The 15,413-nt window shown below is 69.2% G+C and carries 16 protein-coding genes; 11 read left to right on the top strand and 5 right to left on the bottom strand.

What is annotated here, in order from left to right:
- Positions 1 to 599 precede the first annotated feature (599 nt).
- The 10 genes from HED23_RS27815 to HED23_RS27770 all read left to right on the top strand — a co-directional run bounded on the left by HED23_RS27815 (position 600) and on the right by HED23_RS27770 (position 7,464).
- Complete coding sequence (locus HED23_RS27815) at positions 600 to 1,490, top strand: hypothetical protein (protein WP_203186110.1); 891 nt, start codon at positions 600 to 602, stop codon at positions 1,488 to 1,490.
- A gap of 118 nt (positions 1,491 to 1,608) precedes the next feature.
- On the top strand, positions 1,609 to 2,031 hold the full coding sequence (locus tag HED23_RS27810) for a DUF6409 family protein (RefSeq protein WP_203186109.1): 423 nt from the start codon (positions 1,609 to 1,611) through the stop codon (positions 2,029 to 2,031).
- Positions 2,032 to 2,374: 343 nt separating this feature from the next.
- Complete coding sequence (locus HED23_RS27805; RefSeq protein WP_203186108.1) at positions 2,375 to 3,850, top strand: DUF3560 domain-containing protein; 1,476 nt, start codon at positions 2,375 to 2,377, stop codon at positions 3,848 to 3,850.
- Positions 3,851 to 3,922: 72 nt separating this feature from the next.
- Complete coding sequence (locus tag HED23_RS27800) at positions 3,923 to 4,570, top strand: hypothetical protein (RefSeq protein WP_203186107.1); 648 nt, start codon at positions 3,923 to 3,925, stop codon at positions 4,568 to 4,570.
- A gap of 61 nt (positions 4,571 to 4,631) precedes the next feature.
- On the top strand, positions 4,632 to 5,045 hold the full coding sequence (locus HED23_RS27795) for a DUF6197 family protein (RefSeq protein ID WP_238442138.1): 414 nt from the start codon (positions 4,632 to 4,634) through the stop codon (positions 5,043 to 5,045).
- A gap of 58 nt (positions 5,046 to 5,103) precedes the next feature.
- Entirely contained in the window at positions 5,104 to 5,502 is a 399-nt protein-coding gene (locus HED23_RS27790; RefSeq protein ID WP_203186106.1) for a DUF6181 family protein, read from the top strand.
- Positions 5,499 to 6,107: a DUF6349 family protein gene (locus tag HED23_RS27785; protein ID WP_203186105.1), complete on the top strand. Its 609-nt coding sequence runs from the start codon at positions 5,499 to 5,501 to the stop codon at positions 6,105 to 6,107. Before HED23_RS27790 ends, HED23_RS27785 begins: the two co-directional genes overlap by 4 nt.
- 200 nt (positions 6,108 to 6,307) lie before the next feature.
- Complete coding sequence (locus HED23_RS27780) at positions 6,308 to 6,586, top strand: DUF6211 family protein (protein WP_203186104.1); 279 nt, start codon at positions 6,308 to 6,310, stop codon at positions 6,584 to 6,586.
- A 44-nt stretch (positions 6,587 to 6,630) separates the two neighbouring features.
- Positions 6,631 to 7,284, top strand: a complete 654-nt coding sequence (locus tag HED23_RS27775) for a hypothetical protein (RefSeq protein ID WP_238442137.1) — start codon at positions 6,631 to 6,633, stop codon at positions 7,282 to 7,284.
- Positions 7,285 to 7,287: 3 nt separating this feature from the next.
- Positions 7,288 to 7,464, top strand: coding sequence for a hypothetical protein (locus HED23_RS27770; protein ID WP_181011495.1), 177 nt, complete (start codon positions 7,288 to 7,290; stop codon positions 7,462 to 7,464).
- An 82-nt stretch (positions 7,465 to 7,546) separates the two neighbouring features.
- On the opposite strand, the gene HED23_RS27765 is transcribed toward HED23_RS27770, so the two are convergent.
- Together HED23_RS27765 and HED23_RS27760 are read right to left on the bottom strand one after the other, a co-directional pair.
- Positions 7,547 to 7,882 carry a YnfA family protein gene (locus HED23_RS27765; protein ID WP_203186102.1) on the bottom strand — a complete coding sequence of 112 codons (336 nt, stop codon included), beginning with the start codon at positions 7,880 to 7,882 and terminating at the stop codon, positions 7,547 to 7,549.
- 54 nt (positions 7,883 to 7,936) lie between these two features.
- Positions 7,937 to 8,713, bottom strand: a complete 777-nt coding sequence (locus tag HED23_RS27760; protein ID WP_238442136.1) for a MerR family transcriptional regulator — start codon at positions 8,711 to 8,713, stop codon at positions 7,937 to 7,939.
- A gap of 305 nt (positions 8,714 to 9,018) precedes the next feature.
- Between HED23_RS27760 and mobF the strand changes: the two genes are divergently transcribed.
- Entirely contained in the window at positions 9,019 to 13,470 is a 4,452-nt protein-coding gene (gene mobF / locus HED23_RS27755) for a MobF family relaxase (RefSeq protein ID WP_203186101.1), read from the top strand.
- 139 nt (positions 13,471 to 13,609) lie between these two features.
- Here the strand turns inward: mobF and HED23_RS27750 are convergent, their stop codons facing one another.
- The 3 genes from HED23_RS27750 to HED23_RS27740 form a co-directional block, all read right to left on the bottom strand.
- A complete protein-coding gene (locus HED23_RS27750; RefSeq protein ID WP_203186100.1) occupies positions 13,610 to 14,167 on the bottom strand; it encodes a hypothetical protein in 558 nt (185 codons plus the stop codon).
- Between the two features lie 79 nt (positions 14,168 to 14,246).
- The gene (locus HED23_RS27745; protein WP_203186099.1) at positions 14,247 to 14,642 is read right to left on the bottom strand and encodes a hypothetical protein; all 396 of its coding nucleotides are present in this window, start codon (positions 14,640 to 14,642) and stop codon (positions 14,247 to 14,249) included.
- 216 nt (positions 14,643 to 14,858) lie between these two features.
- On the bottom strand, positions 14,859 to 15,407 hold the full coding sequence (locus HED23_RS27740; RefSeq protein ID WP_203186098.1) for a GNAT family N-acetyltransferase: 549 nt from the start codon (positions 15,405 to 15,407) through the stop codon (positions 14,859 to 14,861).
- Positions 15,408 to 15,413: the final 6 nt, after the last annotated feature.

Raw genomic sequence — 15,413 nt, 5'->3', positions numbered from 1 at the left:
AATGTCAGGCCGCCCCGGCAGGAGACCCCGCGGCCCACAAGGAAGCCGTCGAGGTCGAGAAGTGGGCCGAATGCCTGCACCGGGACCACGACCGATTCACCCCCCGGGTTACCCCGAATCCAGAACGCCTGCGACGGGTTGGTTGGGTGCCGGCGGGGGTGAAAGGCTGCCTCCGGCGGGTCCTCCTCGAAGGGGGTGGGGGCTGGTTGGTCGGGTGCGGGAGCGTTGTGGTGCGGGTGAAGGCGTGGTTCCCTCCTCGGCCGGACACCCCAAGGGGCGTACCAGGAACCCGGACGCGGCGTCCAGGCCGAGCCGCTGCGCGGTCGCTACGCGAGCCAGGACACCGCGCCCGGAACCCTGGTACGGCGGAGCTGTCCGACCGAGGAGGGAACCCCGCCCAGGCCCGTTGTGGCCGGGCCCGGCTGGGCGGGTGCGGGTCACGGGGTGCAAGAAAAGGCCAGTTCAGGGCATGTATCCGGGTTGATCCTACCTCTATAACGTGGTTTAATTAGTGATGTCGGAAGGGGAGGGCAACCCCCGACCGGCACACGGCAGGCCGACCGGCCACCGACAACCTCTCTCACCAGGAGGACCGCGACATGCCCCGTAAGCCAAAGATGACCGACGAAGAGCGCCGGGCCTACTCCGCCAAGATGCGCGGTGAACTCGAAGTCGTCATGGATCGCGCGTACGGCGCGATGGTCGCCAGCGAAGAGTTCTGGGCCGCCGTCATGCGCACGGCTGCGAACCTGACCCACACGGACCGCGACGACCGCAGCCCTGCCAACTGCATGGCCATCGCCGCCCAGTGCCCGAACGCCACCCATGTACTCAGCTCCGGAGACTGGCGAAAGGTCGGGCGCTTCCCGGCTAAGGGGTCCACTTCCCTCCGCATCTGGACGCCGATCAAGCGGCGGTCCGAGGAGGGGCAAGAGGTCACGGCCGCAGCCGCCGACGGCGGGCAGCGAGAGGCCGCCAGCGAGGCCGCCGAGGGTGAGACGCGAAAGGTGTCCGGGTTCAAGGCCGGGCCGGTTTTCGACATCAGTCAGACCGACGGCGACGCCTACGAGCCGCCCTCCGCCGCCCCGCTCGCCGCCGAGGTCGTCCGCGATGTCCTGGTGAACCAGTACCGCGACCAGTACCACGAGGACCCCGAGCAGGCCGGAGGGTTCGACTTCACCCAGGACGCCCCCGACAACGCCGTTCGCATCCTGCTGTACGGCCACGCGTGGCGACGTATTACCGAGGTGGACGCTCCCCTTCCCGGCCAGCACGCCGCCGAGGTCGCCTCAGCCGCGCACGTGGCCGCGCTCATCCTCGGAATCAATCCGGGCCCCGCCGTCATGCCGCCGCTCGCGGGCATCGTCACCCAGGACAGGAAGCCCCCGGTTCACGAGTCCGCCGTACGGGCCATCGAGACCGGCCGTGCCATTGCCCGCGCCGTCACCACGGCCGCCGAGCGCCGCCGCGAACTTGCCGTGGCTGGTTGACCCAGACCCAAGAACATGGTTTAATTAATGGTGTGGAAGGGGGAGGGCAACCCCCCGACCGACACCGCCGCCGGGGCTGACCGGCCCCGGCGGAATCTCTCACCAGACAGGACACGACATGCTCACCACCGACAAGAAGCCCACCGTCCAGGACTTCCCCACCGCGACGCTCGTGATCGGCGGTCCTTGGTTCCGTGGCCACCAGCTCGACACCCGCCCCGCCGTCGTCGTCGGCCCGTTCGGCGGGCCGGAGTTCGCGGACAAGGCCACCATGTCCGTGGTCTGGTTCTTCACCCTCGGTGCCCCGCAGCCGGGCGACAGCGTCCAGGCGATGTTCCCGCACGAGCTGACCCCGTTGGACGACACGCTGACCACGATGCACCAGGACACCTTCCGCGACATCGTCCGCAGCCTGCGCCGAGGACGGTTCGCCTACGACGACGGGAACGCGCTCCGCGCCGCCGTCCGCCAGGCATGGCGCGAGCGGACCGGACTGGCCGAAGCCGACCCGGCCGCCCGGCACACGTTCCACCGCAGCTGACCAAGGCCCCGCCGGTCCGGGGGAGGGCAACACCTCCGGACCGGCAGCCCCCAGCACCCAAGCGGACACCCCTTCGGGGCGGCAGGACAGGTCCGGTGCGTTCACCGCCGCCGGCCGACTCCGCCGCCGGCCGACTCCGCCGCAGGCGGCTCCGCCGACCGACGACGGGCACCGGACCGCAGCGGACGCGCCCCGCGGGGGCGCGACAGCCCCTGTCGTCGCGCAGGCGCGACGACCCGCGAGCCGATCGTCCCTCACGGCCCGCGCCGGTGGTGCAGCGCCGCTGCCAACGCACGGTTCGCCCTGCGGACGGACCAAACTCTCACCAGGAAAAGCCAGTTCAGTGACTATCGAGATCACCCACACCCGCCGAGAAGGAACCCTGATCGAGGGCACGAGCCGTGGCGACAGATCGGCCGAGATCCTGCGCCTTCGCGAGTACGGCCGGACCCAGCGCCAGCCCTTCCGCTGGAGCAGGAACCTTGACTGCTGGTACCTCCCGCACAGCCGTGACCACACTACTTACACCCCCTCGCTCGAACTCCTCGCGCAGCGACTCCGAAACGCGGGCTTCGAGGTCACGTTGACCATCGACAACGCCGACCGCCGCTCGTTTTCCGATGCCGAGAAGGATCGGGAAGAGAAGGCCGAAGGCCGGGCGGAGAGGTTCAGCGGATACGCCGCCAGCGCAGCCCAGAACGCCGAGGCCGCATGGAAGTCGAGCCACGAGATATCCGAGCGGTTCGCCTTCGGTCAGCCCATCCTGACCGGACACCACTCCGAGCGCCGCGCCCGCCGTGCTCACGCGCGGATGGACAACGCGATGCGCAAGAGCATCGGCGAGAGCGACCGCGCCGCCCACTGGACCGGCCGGGCACAGGCCGCCGCGAACTACGAGCGGTTCAAGACGGACCCCGGCCGCACGCTCCGCCGTCTCGACAAGCTGCGGGCCGACCTCCGCGCGGTCGAGAAGTGGCAGCGCGGCGAGTCCGCCAAGGGGTTTTCCCGGAGTCCGGCAGACCCCGAGCTGGAGACCGAGCACCAGGAGCTGACGGAGGAGATCGCCCACTGGGAGAAGGTCATCAAGGACGCCGAAGCCGAGGGCTTCAAGGTCTGGTCGAAAGCCGACTTCACGCGCGGGGACTTCGTTCTCTACCGAGGCACCTGGTACGAGATCCTGCGGGTCAACCCGAAGTCGGTGACGATCCCGCACATTCACAACGGCGTCGGTCAGCGCGTCGTTCGCGCGGCGGACAACCGTCACGACGGCTGGACCTGGACCGTTCCCTACGACGACGTGTCCGGGCGCAAGAGCGCCGACGAGATGCAGCAGCCGCCTCGGGCCGAGGCCGCCGAGCACCAGGAGCAGGCCCAACAGGCCCTGCCGGTCAAGGAGCCGGTACCGGCGGCTGAGACGTGCCCGACCAGTCACCCCAGTCCCTGGCATGCGAAAGCGCACCGCTGGGCTCTCGGTCAACACGCCCCTGAAGGGAGGCCGACCCCGGCGACAGCCCCCGCCGAAACGGCAAACGGGCAGGAGGAAATGGCACTGGTGATCATCACCTCGAAGAACTCCCGCCGCTCCCGCAAGCGCGCCTTGTGGGCCCTGCCCCGCCGCGAGGCAAAGGCGGTGTGCGGCGACCCCCGGACCTCCGGCCGCTCCTACATGCTCACCTGGACCAACCGGCCCGGCGCCGAAGGTGCCGACTGGGAATGGACGCCGGACAACGGGAGTTTGGACCCGGTCCTTACGGACCTGGGCGTCACCCCGCGCCGTGAATGGACCGCCGCCACGCAGGCCCCCGCCGAGGCCGCGTAGCCACGCCCCCGCCCGCCCCGGCGGCCGAGCGCACCGGGGCGGACCCCTCTCTCACCAGAACAGGGCACCACCATGACTACGCAACTCCTCGAACGACCCGCGACGATCACCGCCCCCGACACCGAAGCGGGCAAGCTCATCGCCCCCGCAACCGAGGGCACCACCCTCCCGAAGTACCGCGTCGGCACCCCCGACATCCAGTGCCGATACCCCGTGATCGTTGGCGAAGACCAGGTCATCGGCCGCGCCTTCAGGTGGCACCGGGATTGGCTCGTCCTCACCACCGAGGGCGAACGCAATCTCCGCCGTCCGCCCAAGGGGACCCCTGGCACCGATATGGCCGCCGCCCATCTCGCGGAGGAGTACACCGCCGGTCGGATCGGTGCCGTCCCCCTGGACCAGGTGCTTGCCGAGGCTCCCCCGCCCTTGTGCGGGCCAGTGCCTCTCCTCCACCCGCGGATGCCGGTCAACGATCGCAACATCGAGGGTGCCCAGATCGCGTTCGCGGGACTCCGGGCCCACCACTGGCGGGCAGTCCTCACCGGGTTTCCCGGCAGCGATAACCACTGGTTCCTCAGCTGTGAATTGTGCCCGTGGGAAGGCCTGAAGTTCTGGTCACACCTGCGCGGACGCAACGGAGAGCCGCCGAGCGCGCGCCGTCACAAGGGCGGGTGCATCGGAGAAGACAAGGTCCGCCGCTTGATCCCCGCCTACCACTAGCAGCCCGACCGAGGGGCGGCGGCAGCGTGCCGCCGCCCCCGCTCTCCCGAAGGACAGCACCGTGCCGACCCACCACACCCCCGAAAGCATCATCATCGCCGACACTCCGGCCGCGATCCTGGAATGGGCCGCCCGCCACATCGACCACGTCGGGCTCCACCAGAGCCCGCGCTTGTTTGACGGTTCCGGCCGTACGGCCACGTTGCCGTGCTGGTCGCGTGGCGCCCTCCAAGTCGCTGCCGGCCACGGGCGGGGAGCCGCCGGCCGGACGTACGACTGGGACCGCATCGACCGTGCCCGTGACCAGGCGTTCTCCATCCTCGCGGAAACCCTCACCGGTCACCCCGTCGGCGCCGACGACCCCGCCGCCGCCAAGGCCCTGCGCCGCGAGGCCATCGACCGGTGGAGCGCCGAGCCCGGCCGTACCGCCGCCGACGCTGCCCACGCGTTCGGCACCGCCGCCGCCCCGCGCTGAACATGCCCTGTTCTGACCCCGCCGCCCCCAGCATCCCGAGTCATCGAAGGCCCACACGATGGACGAGACGACAGAAGACCGCAGCACCACCAGAACGCCGAGCCGCCGAGGAGCCGCCACCCCCAGCCGGGACGGCATCCACCGGCTCAGCGTGCCCCTCCACCCCCGGCTCAGCGCGACCGAGCTGATCCGCGTACTCCTCGCGGCCCCGGGGGAATCCGACATCTCCGCCCTCGACCCCGTACAGGTCCGGTCGCTCATCGCGGACGTGCTCACCCAGCACGGTTATGACGTGCTCGACCGGTCGCCGTACTACCCGGAGCTCGACCGCCACCAGGACGCCCGCCGCGCGGTGCGCCGCGCGTACGGGCCGCGGTTCCTCGATGCCCCCGCCGAACAGGCCGTGCTCGCGGACCCGCTCCGCGAAGTCCTCGCCGCCGGAAGCAGGAAGCCATGACCGCTACCGTCTCCGTGCCGACTGGAGCACGGGCACGGCAGACGTACTACTTGCGAGTGCGCAACGCGCGGACGCGCCACTCACCTCCGAGCGCCGGGCAGGCGTGGCACATCCAGCCCGGACACCCCGGCGGCGCGTATTGCGACCTCGGCCACGAGCTGGATCCGCCCTCACACCACGCGCCGACCCTGCTCTCCCGCAGCCGGCCGACCGGCCGCCGGGGGGACGAGCAGGAGTTCCGCGGCGGGTGTCTCGCGTGCGAGTGGGAAGGTCCCGTGCACTCCGGCGACGGGTTCGGGAACGGTGACAACGAGGCGGTGGAGGACGCGCACGACCATTGTTTCCCCGGCTGGCGGACGCTGCCACCGATCACCACGGTCGAGGACTGGTGGGCCGTCCCGCGGAATCGGAGCCGCTGGGCTCAGCTCATCGCCCGGTACCCGGCGGGCTGGGTTGACCAGGGCGCCCCCGTCGTGGCCTGGCGCCGCTACCGCCGCGAAGCTCACGCTCCGCCGCACGCGGGGCGCCCCCGCTACGAACTCCACGTAACCCGGCCATCCAACGACCGGGGCCGACGCCCCACAGATCAGGGGGCCCTCTTCTGATGACCGCCCTCTCCGGATCAGAGCCCCGCCCCGCTCAACCCGAAGGTGGTTTAATTACTCCGCCGTCAGCGGAGCGGGCAACCTCCGACCGGCCGCGCGTCCCACGGGGCGCCGCACACCCCAGACAACAGATGACGGCCAGCGCACAAGGGCAACAAGGCGCTGGCCGTCGGTGTCTCTCTCACCAGAAAGACCACACCATGCTATGTGACCGACACCCCGACTGTCCCCAGCCCGGCGACATCGCCCAGCTCACCAGGGGTAACAGCATCGGCGCCGATCCCGGCGACAGCTTCGTCATCGTCGAGGACTTGCCCCCGACCGGTCGGCACCTCGTGCTCAACCTCCCCGTCGACCACCCCGGCCGCGCCGACTGGGCCGCCGCCGTCCCCCTGGCCGACGTAGCCACCCTCACCCGGCTCGAACCGGCGGGCAGCCGTACGTGGGCGCCGGCCCCGGACCCGGACGACATCCTGTGACCGCGCCGAGCGGTCGCGACCCCGACCAAGAACAGGAGGCGACCGTGTCCCGCAAGACCGGCCGCACGCTCTACTCACGCGCGGACCTGCGCAAGGTCCACGGCATCAGCGAGCCGACGCTTCAGAACCTCTGGACCGATCGGGAGAACAACGGGCACCCACCCGTCGCGGACACCATCGACGGCGTCATGCACTGGGACGGCGACGTATGGGCGACGTGGCACCACGAGCTTCAGCGGCAGCGCGCCGCCGCCAGCACCACCAACCCGCCGAAGCTCGACGGCGATCCCGAAGAGATGGTCGGCCCCGCCGAAGCGGCGAAGGTCTGCGGGTTTGCCGACTCCACCACCGTCTCCCACTACGTGAAGAACCCGCCCGAGGGGTGGCCCGAGCCGGACGACTGGGACGAGCTTCCGACCCGGCGGCGGCCGAAGTGGAAGCGCTGGAGGCTGTGGCAGTACCTCGCCGACCGGAAGGGCCGCGGGCACGCCGGCGGACGGCCCACCGGCCGCCGCGGACTGGCCTACCCCTACCAAGGAGACGAGCGGCTGACCCTCGCCCGGCAGGCCATCGCGGCGAACCCCCAGGCCACGAACGCTGAGCTGATCCCCCAGCTCCAGGAGCAGACGGAGAAGACCTACTCCCGCCCGACCTGGAACAACATCATCAAGTCCGCTCGCGAGCACCCCAAGGAGTGACCAGTGCCCGACACCCGCTGTCCGCGCTGCGGCGGCCCGCTCGGTGAACGGCCCGCACGTTCCCGTCTGACCACCGACCGCGAGGTCTTCATCTGCACCACGTGCGGTACGGAGGAAGCCGTGCGCGAGGCCCACGGTCAGGCACCGGTGCCGTTCGGCGAGTGGCCCCTGAACACGTAGCCGCTGGCCCAGCCACACGGCCAGCATGAGGAAGGTCCCCACTCCGACCCGGAGCGGGGACCTTCGTCGTGTCACCAGGCGCTTAGTGACTGCGGGGTGCGTACATGAGGACGCCCATCCCGATCAGGCAGATGACGGCGCCGATGATGTCGTACCGGTCGGGTCGGTAGCCGTCGGCGACCATGCCCCAAGCGATCGATCCGGCGACGAAGACGCCGCCGTACGCGGCGAGGATGCGGCCGAAGTTGCCGTCGGACTGGAGCGTGGCGACGAACCCGTACAGGCCGAGCGCAATGACGCCGGCGCCGACCCAGATCCAGCCCTTGTGCTCGCGCACGCCTTGCCAGACCAGCCAGGCCCCTCCGATCTCGAAGAGGGCTGCGACGACGAACAGAGCGATGGAGCGGGCGATGAGCACGGCGGCTGGGTCTTTCTGTGGGTGGAGCGGTGAAGGGCGACGTGATGGAGCACGTCAGGCCGTCGGGCCGAAGAGGTCCGTGAGTAGTTCGGCCCCGGCGGTCGCGGTGCGGACTTCGACGTGGAGGTACTGGCCGTCGAGGTGGAGTCGGAAGTCGAAGAACGGGCAGCATTGCTGCTCCTCGGCGGCGAGCGCGGCGATGCCCCCGGCCCGTGAGGCGGGCATGGTGAGGCGGAGCCCATCGGGGATCTCCTGGCGTACCGCGCCGTCGAGGAGTCGGTGCCACTGGGCGGTGCGCTCGCCGAGGCCATCGCCGGTCAGAGAGCAGGCGACCGGAGCTGTCCGCCAGGACTCGGTCTCCTCAGCGGCCCGGCGACTGGGCGAGAGCACGATGTTCACCGCGCGGGAAGCGCCGATGGGTGCGGGCGGGGTGAGGAAGCCGCATTCCGGGTCGCAGCGGGTGGCGCGGTCGGGCAGCGCGTCCAGGTGTTCCAGCGCGGTGTGCAGGGAGGCAGCGAATGCCGTCAGTTCGGCAGTGCGCTGCTCGGCTTCATCCAGGCGGGCGGAGATGCGGGGACGCAGGTCGGCCTTTACGTCCGCGCAGGCGCCAGCCTCCCACACGGCGAGGAGTTCGCCGATCTCCTCCAGGGGGAGCCCGAGGTGCTTGGCTGCTCCAATGAACGCGAGGCGTTCCACCGCCTCCTCGCCGTATAGGCGGTACCCGGAGGCGTTGCGGTCGGCGGGCAACAGCCCGGCACTCTCATAGAAGCGCAAGGTGGTGGCCGGGACGCCGCAGCGCTCCGCGAGCTGGGAAATCCGCATCGTGCTCACACCGTGGACGGTAAACCTTCCAGACGGCTCGAAGGTCAAGCCGTTTCCAGTCCAGCGTGCTTCTGAACAATGTCGGACCTGCTGATGTTCTTCCCTCGCCCGCACCTGCCAGAGGTAACAGTCCAACAGGACATCAGGCTCCAGGAGCCTGATTCGCAGGGAGTGACCATGCCACTCCGAGTGCCCGAGGTTCCCTCCGTTGATCATGATCTTGAATTTAGAGGACCAAGGTATCGTCACTTCGTGACGATACAATCAGCCAAGATGACCGAAACTGACTGGTAAGGGCAGGGGCGAGCGGGCCGATGGGATGGGTAACCATGATCGGCCCGTCCGACGAGCAGGTTGAGTACCGCCTTACCGGCGGCCACGGATGCGGGAAGTCTGTAACGGTCGACGCCGCGCCCCTCATTGCCGCCATCGAAGCGAAGGCCGAAGCCGCCGGTGCCCCCGTCGCCTCCCTGCTCGCGAACCGCGAGGCCAAGCGCGCCTTCTTCCGCGCCCGCGGACTCCTCCGCAGCAAGGGCGCTGCGCGGTTCACCGGGTTCGACGCCGTTGAAGTGGCCGCCGCAGCCGGGCTCGACGCCCGCGACCTCTACGGGGAACAGGCCCTCCCCGCTCGGCCCGCGGACGGACAGGTGGACTACCACCTGGACGCCAGCGAACGGCCCCTGGTCTGGATCGGCGCTGGGCTCGCCGAGTTCGACATCACGCCCGGCAGCACCCTCGCCCCCGAGCAGTTCCCGGCCGCCCGGCGCCTTATGCGCGGCGAAGACCCGCGGACCGGGCAGACCCTCGTGGAACCCAAGCTGGCCATCGCGCCGGCCGCCAAGCTCCCCGCTGCCCCACTGGCCCGCGCCATCCGCCGCGCCGCCGCCGAACGCAGTGTGAATCCCGCCTCCCTGCTGGACTCCAAGCGCAAGCAGGACGCCTTTCGCCGGATGGAGAGCCAGGTCAAGAGGTTCGGGGAGTCGCACCGTGTTCCCGTCTCGACGGTGCTGAAGCTCGCCGACGCCGTCGGCATCGACGCCGTCGACCTCTACGGCGAGAGCCTGGTGGAGAAGGCGGTCGCCGCCGAGGCAGGCGGCCGTCTGGACGCCCGCGCGCTCTTGCGTGCGGTCGAGACGCGCGCCACCGAGACGGGACAGCAGCCCGCCGACCTGTTCGACGCCGCCTCCATGAAGCGCCGGTATCTCCAGACCGAGGGCGAAGGCGCACGTCGTCTTCGCGATCTGCCGATGGATGTGCGCGAAGCCGTCGCGATGGCCAAGGCGGCAGGGCTCGCGCCCGAGGACGTGTGGGACGCCGAGGAGATCAAGGCCGCTCTCCTCGAAGGCCACGTGCAGGTCGGCAACTTCGGTGCCGACGTCACCTTGGACCTGGCGAAGTCGAAGTCTGCGTTCCTCGCGTACGCGCCTGAGGAGATCGCCGCCCAGGTCGAGGGCATCTATATGGCCGCCGGCCGCGAATCCATCGGTGCCCTGGAACGGTGGGCGGCGTACGCCATGCGCGGCCACCACGGCGACGGCGACGAAGCCGCGACCATGAAGACGAGTGGGTTCTCCGGCTGGATGATGGTTCACCGCGCCGCCCGCCCCGTGGACGGCGCCCCGTACGGCGACCCCCACTTCCACCTGCACTTCACCCTGGCCAACATGGTCAAGGGCACCGACGGCAAGTGGTCCACGATGGCCGGCGGGGGCCGCGACCTCCACCGGCACACCCGCGCGACCCAGTCCCTCATGAACGCCCGCATCCGCCGCGAGCTGACCGACACGTTCGGTATCAGCTTCCGCCGTGAGAAGCGGACCGGCGCGTGGGAGATCGCAGCGATTCCCGAGGCCACGATCCGGCTGTTCAGCAAGCGGGACAGCCAGGTCCGGGACCTGCTGACGAAACTCGGCATCGACTACGACAGCGCGACAACCTGGGAGCGCACCGCCGCCTCCACCGCGTCCAAGGCCGCGAAGAACGGCGAAGCCGCCGGAGTCGAGGACGACGTACTGCGCGCCTACTGGCAGGCTGAAGGCCGCGCTGCCGGCGACGACCCCGAGGCCATCGCGGCCAGCGCGATGGAGCAGGCCCGAGCCCACCAGAACCCGTCTCTGGACGAACTGTGCGCCCAGGTCTTCGACCCCAAGACCGGCCTGACCAGCCACTCCAAGGAGTTCACCCACGCCGCCGCCCTCGCCGCCGTGCTGGACGCCCTCCCGTACGGCGTCGCGGACGCCGCCGAGGCCGAGCAGCTCACCAACTCAGTCCTCCGGCACGCCGGGTACGCGGTCCAGCTGAACCCGAAGGGCGCCCAGCACTTCACGCACCCCGACCGCTACACCACGGCGGACGTCGTGGCCGCGGAAACCCTGATCGTCTTCGAGACGACGAACCGTCTCAACGAGCAGGCCGCCGTCGTCAGCCGCGACACGGTCGACATGACCTTGTCCACCGTCGAGGCCCAGCACGGCGGCACCTTCGCGTTCTCCGACGAACAGCGCGCCGTCCTCAAACGGGTGCTCACGGTCGGGCACGGCATCGACGCCGTGGTGGGCATCGCCGGATCGGGCAAGACCACGATTATGAACACCGCCCGTGCGGCGTGGGAGTCCCACGGTCTCGTCGTCGCCGGCGCGAGTACGGCCGCCGTCGCCGCCGCGAACCTCAAGGCCGAGGCGGGCATCGAGTCCCGCACGCTCGCATCCTGGCTCACCGGCATCCGTTCCGGAGGCTCCGGCCTCACCGGCGTGGACGTGTTGGTCCTGGACGAAGCCGCAATGTGCGATGACCGCGACATCGCCGAACTCCTCACTCATGCCGCGGAAACCGGCACGAAGATCGTCGGAATCGGTGACCCCAAGCAGCTCCACTCGCCTGGCATCGGCGGCAGCTTCGCCGCCGTGCACCACCTCGTCGGTGGCCTCGCCCTCAGCCAGAACCTCCGTCAGAAGGACATGGTCGAGCGCCGGGTCCTGGAACTCTGGCGCGACGACAACCGCGTAGAAGCCCTCCGCACCTTCGCCGGAACCGGCCGCGTGCACGCCCTCGCGGACAAGGACGCCACCCTCGCCGCGATGCTCACCATCTGGGCCGACAAACGCGCCGCGCACACCGACGACCACACCGCCGTGCAGGAGCTCCTCATGCTCGCCGCCACCAACGAGATCGTGGAAGAGCTGAACACGGGAGCCCGCGCACTGCGAAAGGCGAACGGCGACCTCACCGGTCCCGAGCACGCCTACGCGCTGCCCGGCGGCGGCGAGCTGACGCTGTCCGTCGGTGACCAGGTCCTCCTTCGGGTCAACGACTACCGGGGCAAGAAGAGCCAAGGCGAGAACGAAGACGTCTTGAACGGCTACCGCGGGATCGTGCGCGCCGTCGACGAGGAACGCCGGGTGCTGGTCGAGTGGCGCGAGAAGACTGATGACGGCCACCGTGACGTCGCCGAATGGGTCGACACCGACTACATCGCACACGGCGGACTCAGCCTCGGATACGCGATCACCGGGCACAAGTCCCAGGGCCTCAGCGTCCAAGAGGCCCTGGTCTACGGCCCCGGCGCCCAGGCGAACGCCCTCTACACGATGATGTCGCGGGACAAGAAGGAGTCTCACCTCTTCCTGCCGCTCTCCGTCTACGAGACCGACGCCGACCGCGCCCGCCACGGTGACGCACTCACCGAGCGGGAACAGCTTGACCGTGCCGTCGCGGGGCTCATCCGCGAGATCGAGAACGGCACAGAGCAACGCATGATCCTCACCGAACTCCCAATGAACGTGGTCCCCAATCACGTCCGCCAGGCCGTAGCTGACCTGCCGACCCCGCGCGCGCCCGGCACCGGACAGACACACGACGCGGCCCCTCCCGGCGAGGACATGGAAACCGAGAACCGAACCGCCCCGGCGCCTGCCGCGGGGAGCGAAGTCTCGACCGCGTCTCCGACAACTGCGCCGACGACCGGCCGCCCGTACGCTCACCTCACTACTTCGGCTCTGCGCGACGCAACGCGCAAGGCCACCGTGGCAGCGCGCGCCACCAGCTCGGCGGCCGAGAAGGCTGAGGCCGCCGCTACCCGCGCTGAACAGCAGGCTGCTGCCGGGACAGGCCCGAACACGCTCGCGCTCAGCCGTCGACAGCAGGACGTTGCCCAGCAGGCCGTGGCGATCCGCGAAGTTCGAGCACTGGGCGGCACAATCACGGAGTGCACTGACCGGCTCCACCACGCGCAAGTTCGTATCCAAGGACTTGAACAGCGGCTGGCTGAGACCAGCCGCTTCGGGCGGCCGGTCCTTCGTGGAGAGAACCGCGCTGCGATGGAGGCCGACCGTGAGGAACTGCTCCGTACGCGCGAGAGGGAGGCGCGAGCAGTGGAGCAGATGAGTACGCGTTTCCACGATGTCACCCGGCAGGCTGGGTCGGTCGGTGAGTACAAAGCCGTGCTCACCGAAGCGGACATGAGCCAGGAGGACAGGGCTGCACTCCTTCGGCGGGCCCAAAACAAGGACAACCAGGCGGCAAAGCGGCTTCGGGCCGAAGCCGCCAAGGCGCGCAATACGTCTAACGACGCCACCTACCGTGTAACCGGACTACGGGCTGAGTTGTCAGCGCGGGCCGAAGGGAAGGCATCGCCATCGAGTGACGAGCCCCATCGCCAACGTGGACGGGATGGAGTTTCTGCCTACCCCGGCGCCGGGGCGGCCGATGTGCAAGTGCATCAGGCGCACGATGGACTGAACGAGCCATCCGTTGAGCCACTCCCGTGAGGAGTTGGTCGCCTTACGCCCCGAAGGTCGTTGCGGTCGATCAGCGGACTGAGGGCAGGCAGGGTGGTCAGGATGACCGTTCCCGTCTGGTCGCGCTGTGCTAGTTCGTGCACATTCGCCGCGTCCGCCAAAGCCCATCTCACCGTTCCCCCTCCTGCCGTGACATCCTCATTTGTTCTACTACGAACGCGTCAATCTCTCGGGCTTTGAGGATGGCCGGGGAGGCTGCTGGCAGTGGCCGGTTGCGGACCGCTGCCCCTAGGCAGTCGAGCCCGGATCGGCAGACCTCCGACGGCAACATCAGTGATCCACCATGCGTCGGGTAGTCGGTCAGCTCGTAGATCAGGTCCATGTAGCCGAGCACCTCTTCGATCCGCCCACGCAGCTCGTCATCGCGGAGGCGAAGAACGGCGGGCTCCATTTCTGCCGCGAGCCGACCCAGCTCCCTTTGCCACGCGTCCCACCCTCCGTGATCCTGCGGGAGGTCACGTGCCCGCTGCCTGATCACGTAGAGCTGAGTGATCGCGTCGTTCGCAGCGGCTTCGGATTTCTCCTCGAATCGGAGGTCTCGCGCCGCCTTCATCTGACGATTCTGGGTTCCCACCGAGGCCCAGATCGACAGTCCGCCACCGATCGTGGTGCCCACCAAGGTGCCTGCGAGCCCCACCCACACCGATCCGTCCATGGTGAGCATCATGCCGACGGGACCAGCCCGCGTGGGGCTGATCCCGTCAAGTGATCCTGGGCCGGCTCACCGGTTGGCCGACGCATGCCCCTCACCCGAATGGGTTGCCGCCTTGGGCTTGGACTCCTGCGGTAGCCGCTGCTAGGCAGGCGGCGTAAGTTTCCCGCTGGTTCCACGTGAAGAGGATGGTCCGCGAGTTGTTCGCGATAGCCTTCTGCGCCTCGGCGGTTGCGATCCGGAGCTGTCCCCGGTCTTCCTCGGTGGCGAGCTGTATGTACCCGTTCACGAGACGAGTCGGCTCCTTGGACTGGACCTTGATGACGTCGCCGAGGGGAATCACGGAGTCCTTGGCGCCGGACACCTTCCCCATGAGCTTGCGCTTGATCTCGGCTCGATCCGGGTGGAGCGTCACGGTCGCGACGTAACCCTTGAAGACCTGCGCTTCGGGCTTGGGTGCAGGTGAACCCTTCGAGAGGTCGTATGCCATCGGATCAGTGTGCCGCTTCGTCTGCCGAGCCGGGGGAGGTATGCCCGAAGCCCGCAGGCTGCTGGCCGTTCAGCCGTTCCAGGAGCGGTCAGTTCTGGTGTAGGCCCACAACCCTGGCGGCGAGGAGTTTCGGCGCCCGAACCACTTCGCGAGTGCCACTCCATTGCCGTGCGTCCAACACGGCGGAGCCGGCCACTGACGAATCACCTTGGGTGGCTACGCAGAGGGCCAGTCGCCCTCGACGATCGCGTGTACCACTGAGTCGCGCCACTTTCCGGCTCTCTCGATGTGCTGCCGGATGATGCCCTCCTCTACCATGCCCGCCTTCGCCATGGTCCTCGCCGACGCCTCGTTCAGAGGCGATCGTGCTCCCCAGATGCGATGGAGCTTCAGATCCTCGAAGCCGAGACCGAGGAGGAGGCGCACCGACTCAACGCCGTACCCGAGTCCCCACACCTTGGCGTTCAGCGCGAAGCCGAAGGTGGCGCCGCGGGGCTGGTGAGGATCGGCGGCTATGCGGCCGAACCCGATCAGTTCGTCGCTGTGGCTCTCGACGATCGCGAGGGCGTACTCACTGCGGGGCGATGCGCTGGCCGAGGCTACGGAGCGAGCGACGATCTGCCCTACCTGTGCTCGTGTCCGCGGCTCGAACGACATGTGCTTCGTCGTCTCGTGGTCTCCGTAGATCGCGAGAATCGCGTCTACGTCATCGATGGTGAGTTCGCGAAGTTCCAGGCGCTCGCTGGAACGGCTGATCGGGTACATACAGGG

Source organism: Streptomyces pratensis, assembly GCF_016804005.1.
GTDB lineage: Bacteria > Actinomycetota > Actinomycetes > Streptomycetales > Streptomycetaceae > Streptomyces > Streptomyces pratensis_A.
This window is presented reverse-complemented; position numbering and strand designations above follow the sequence as displayed.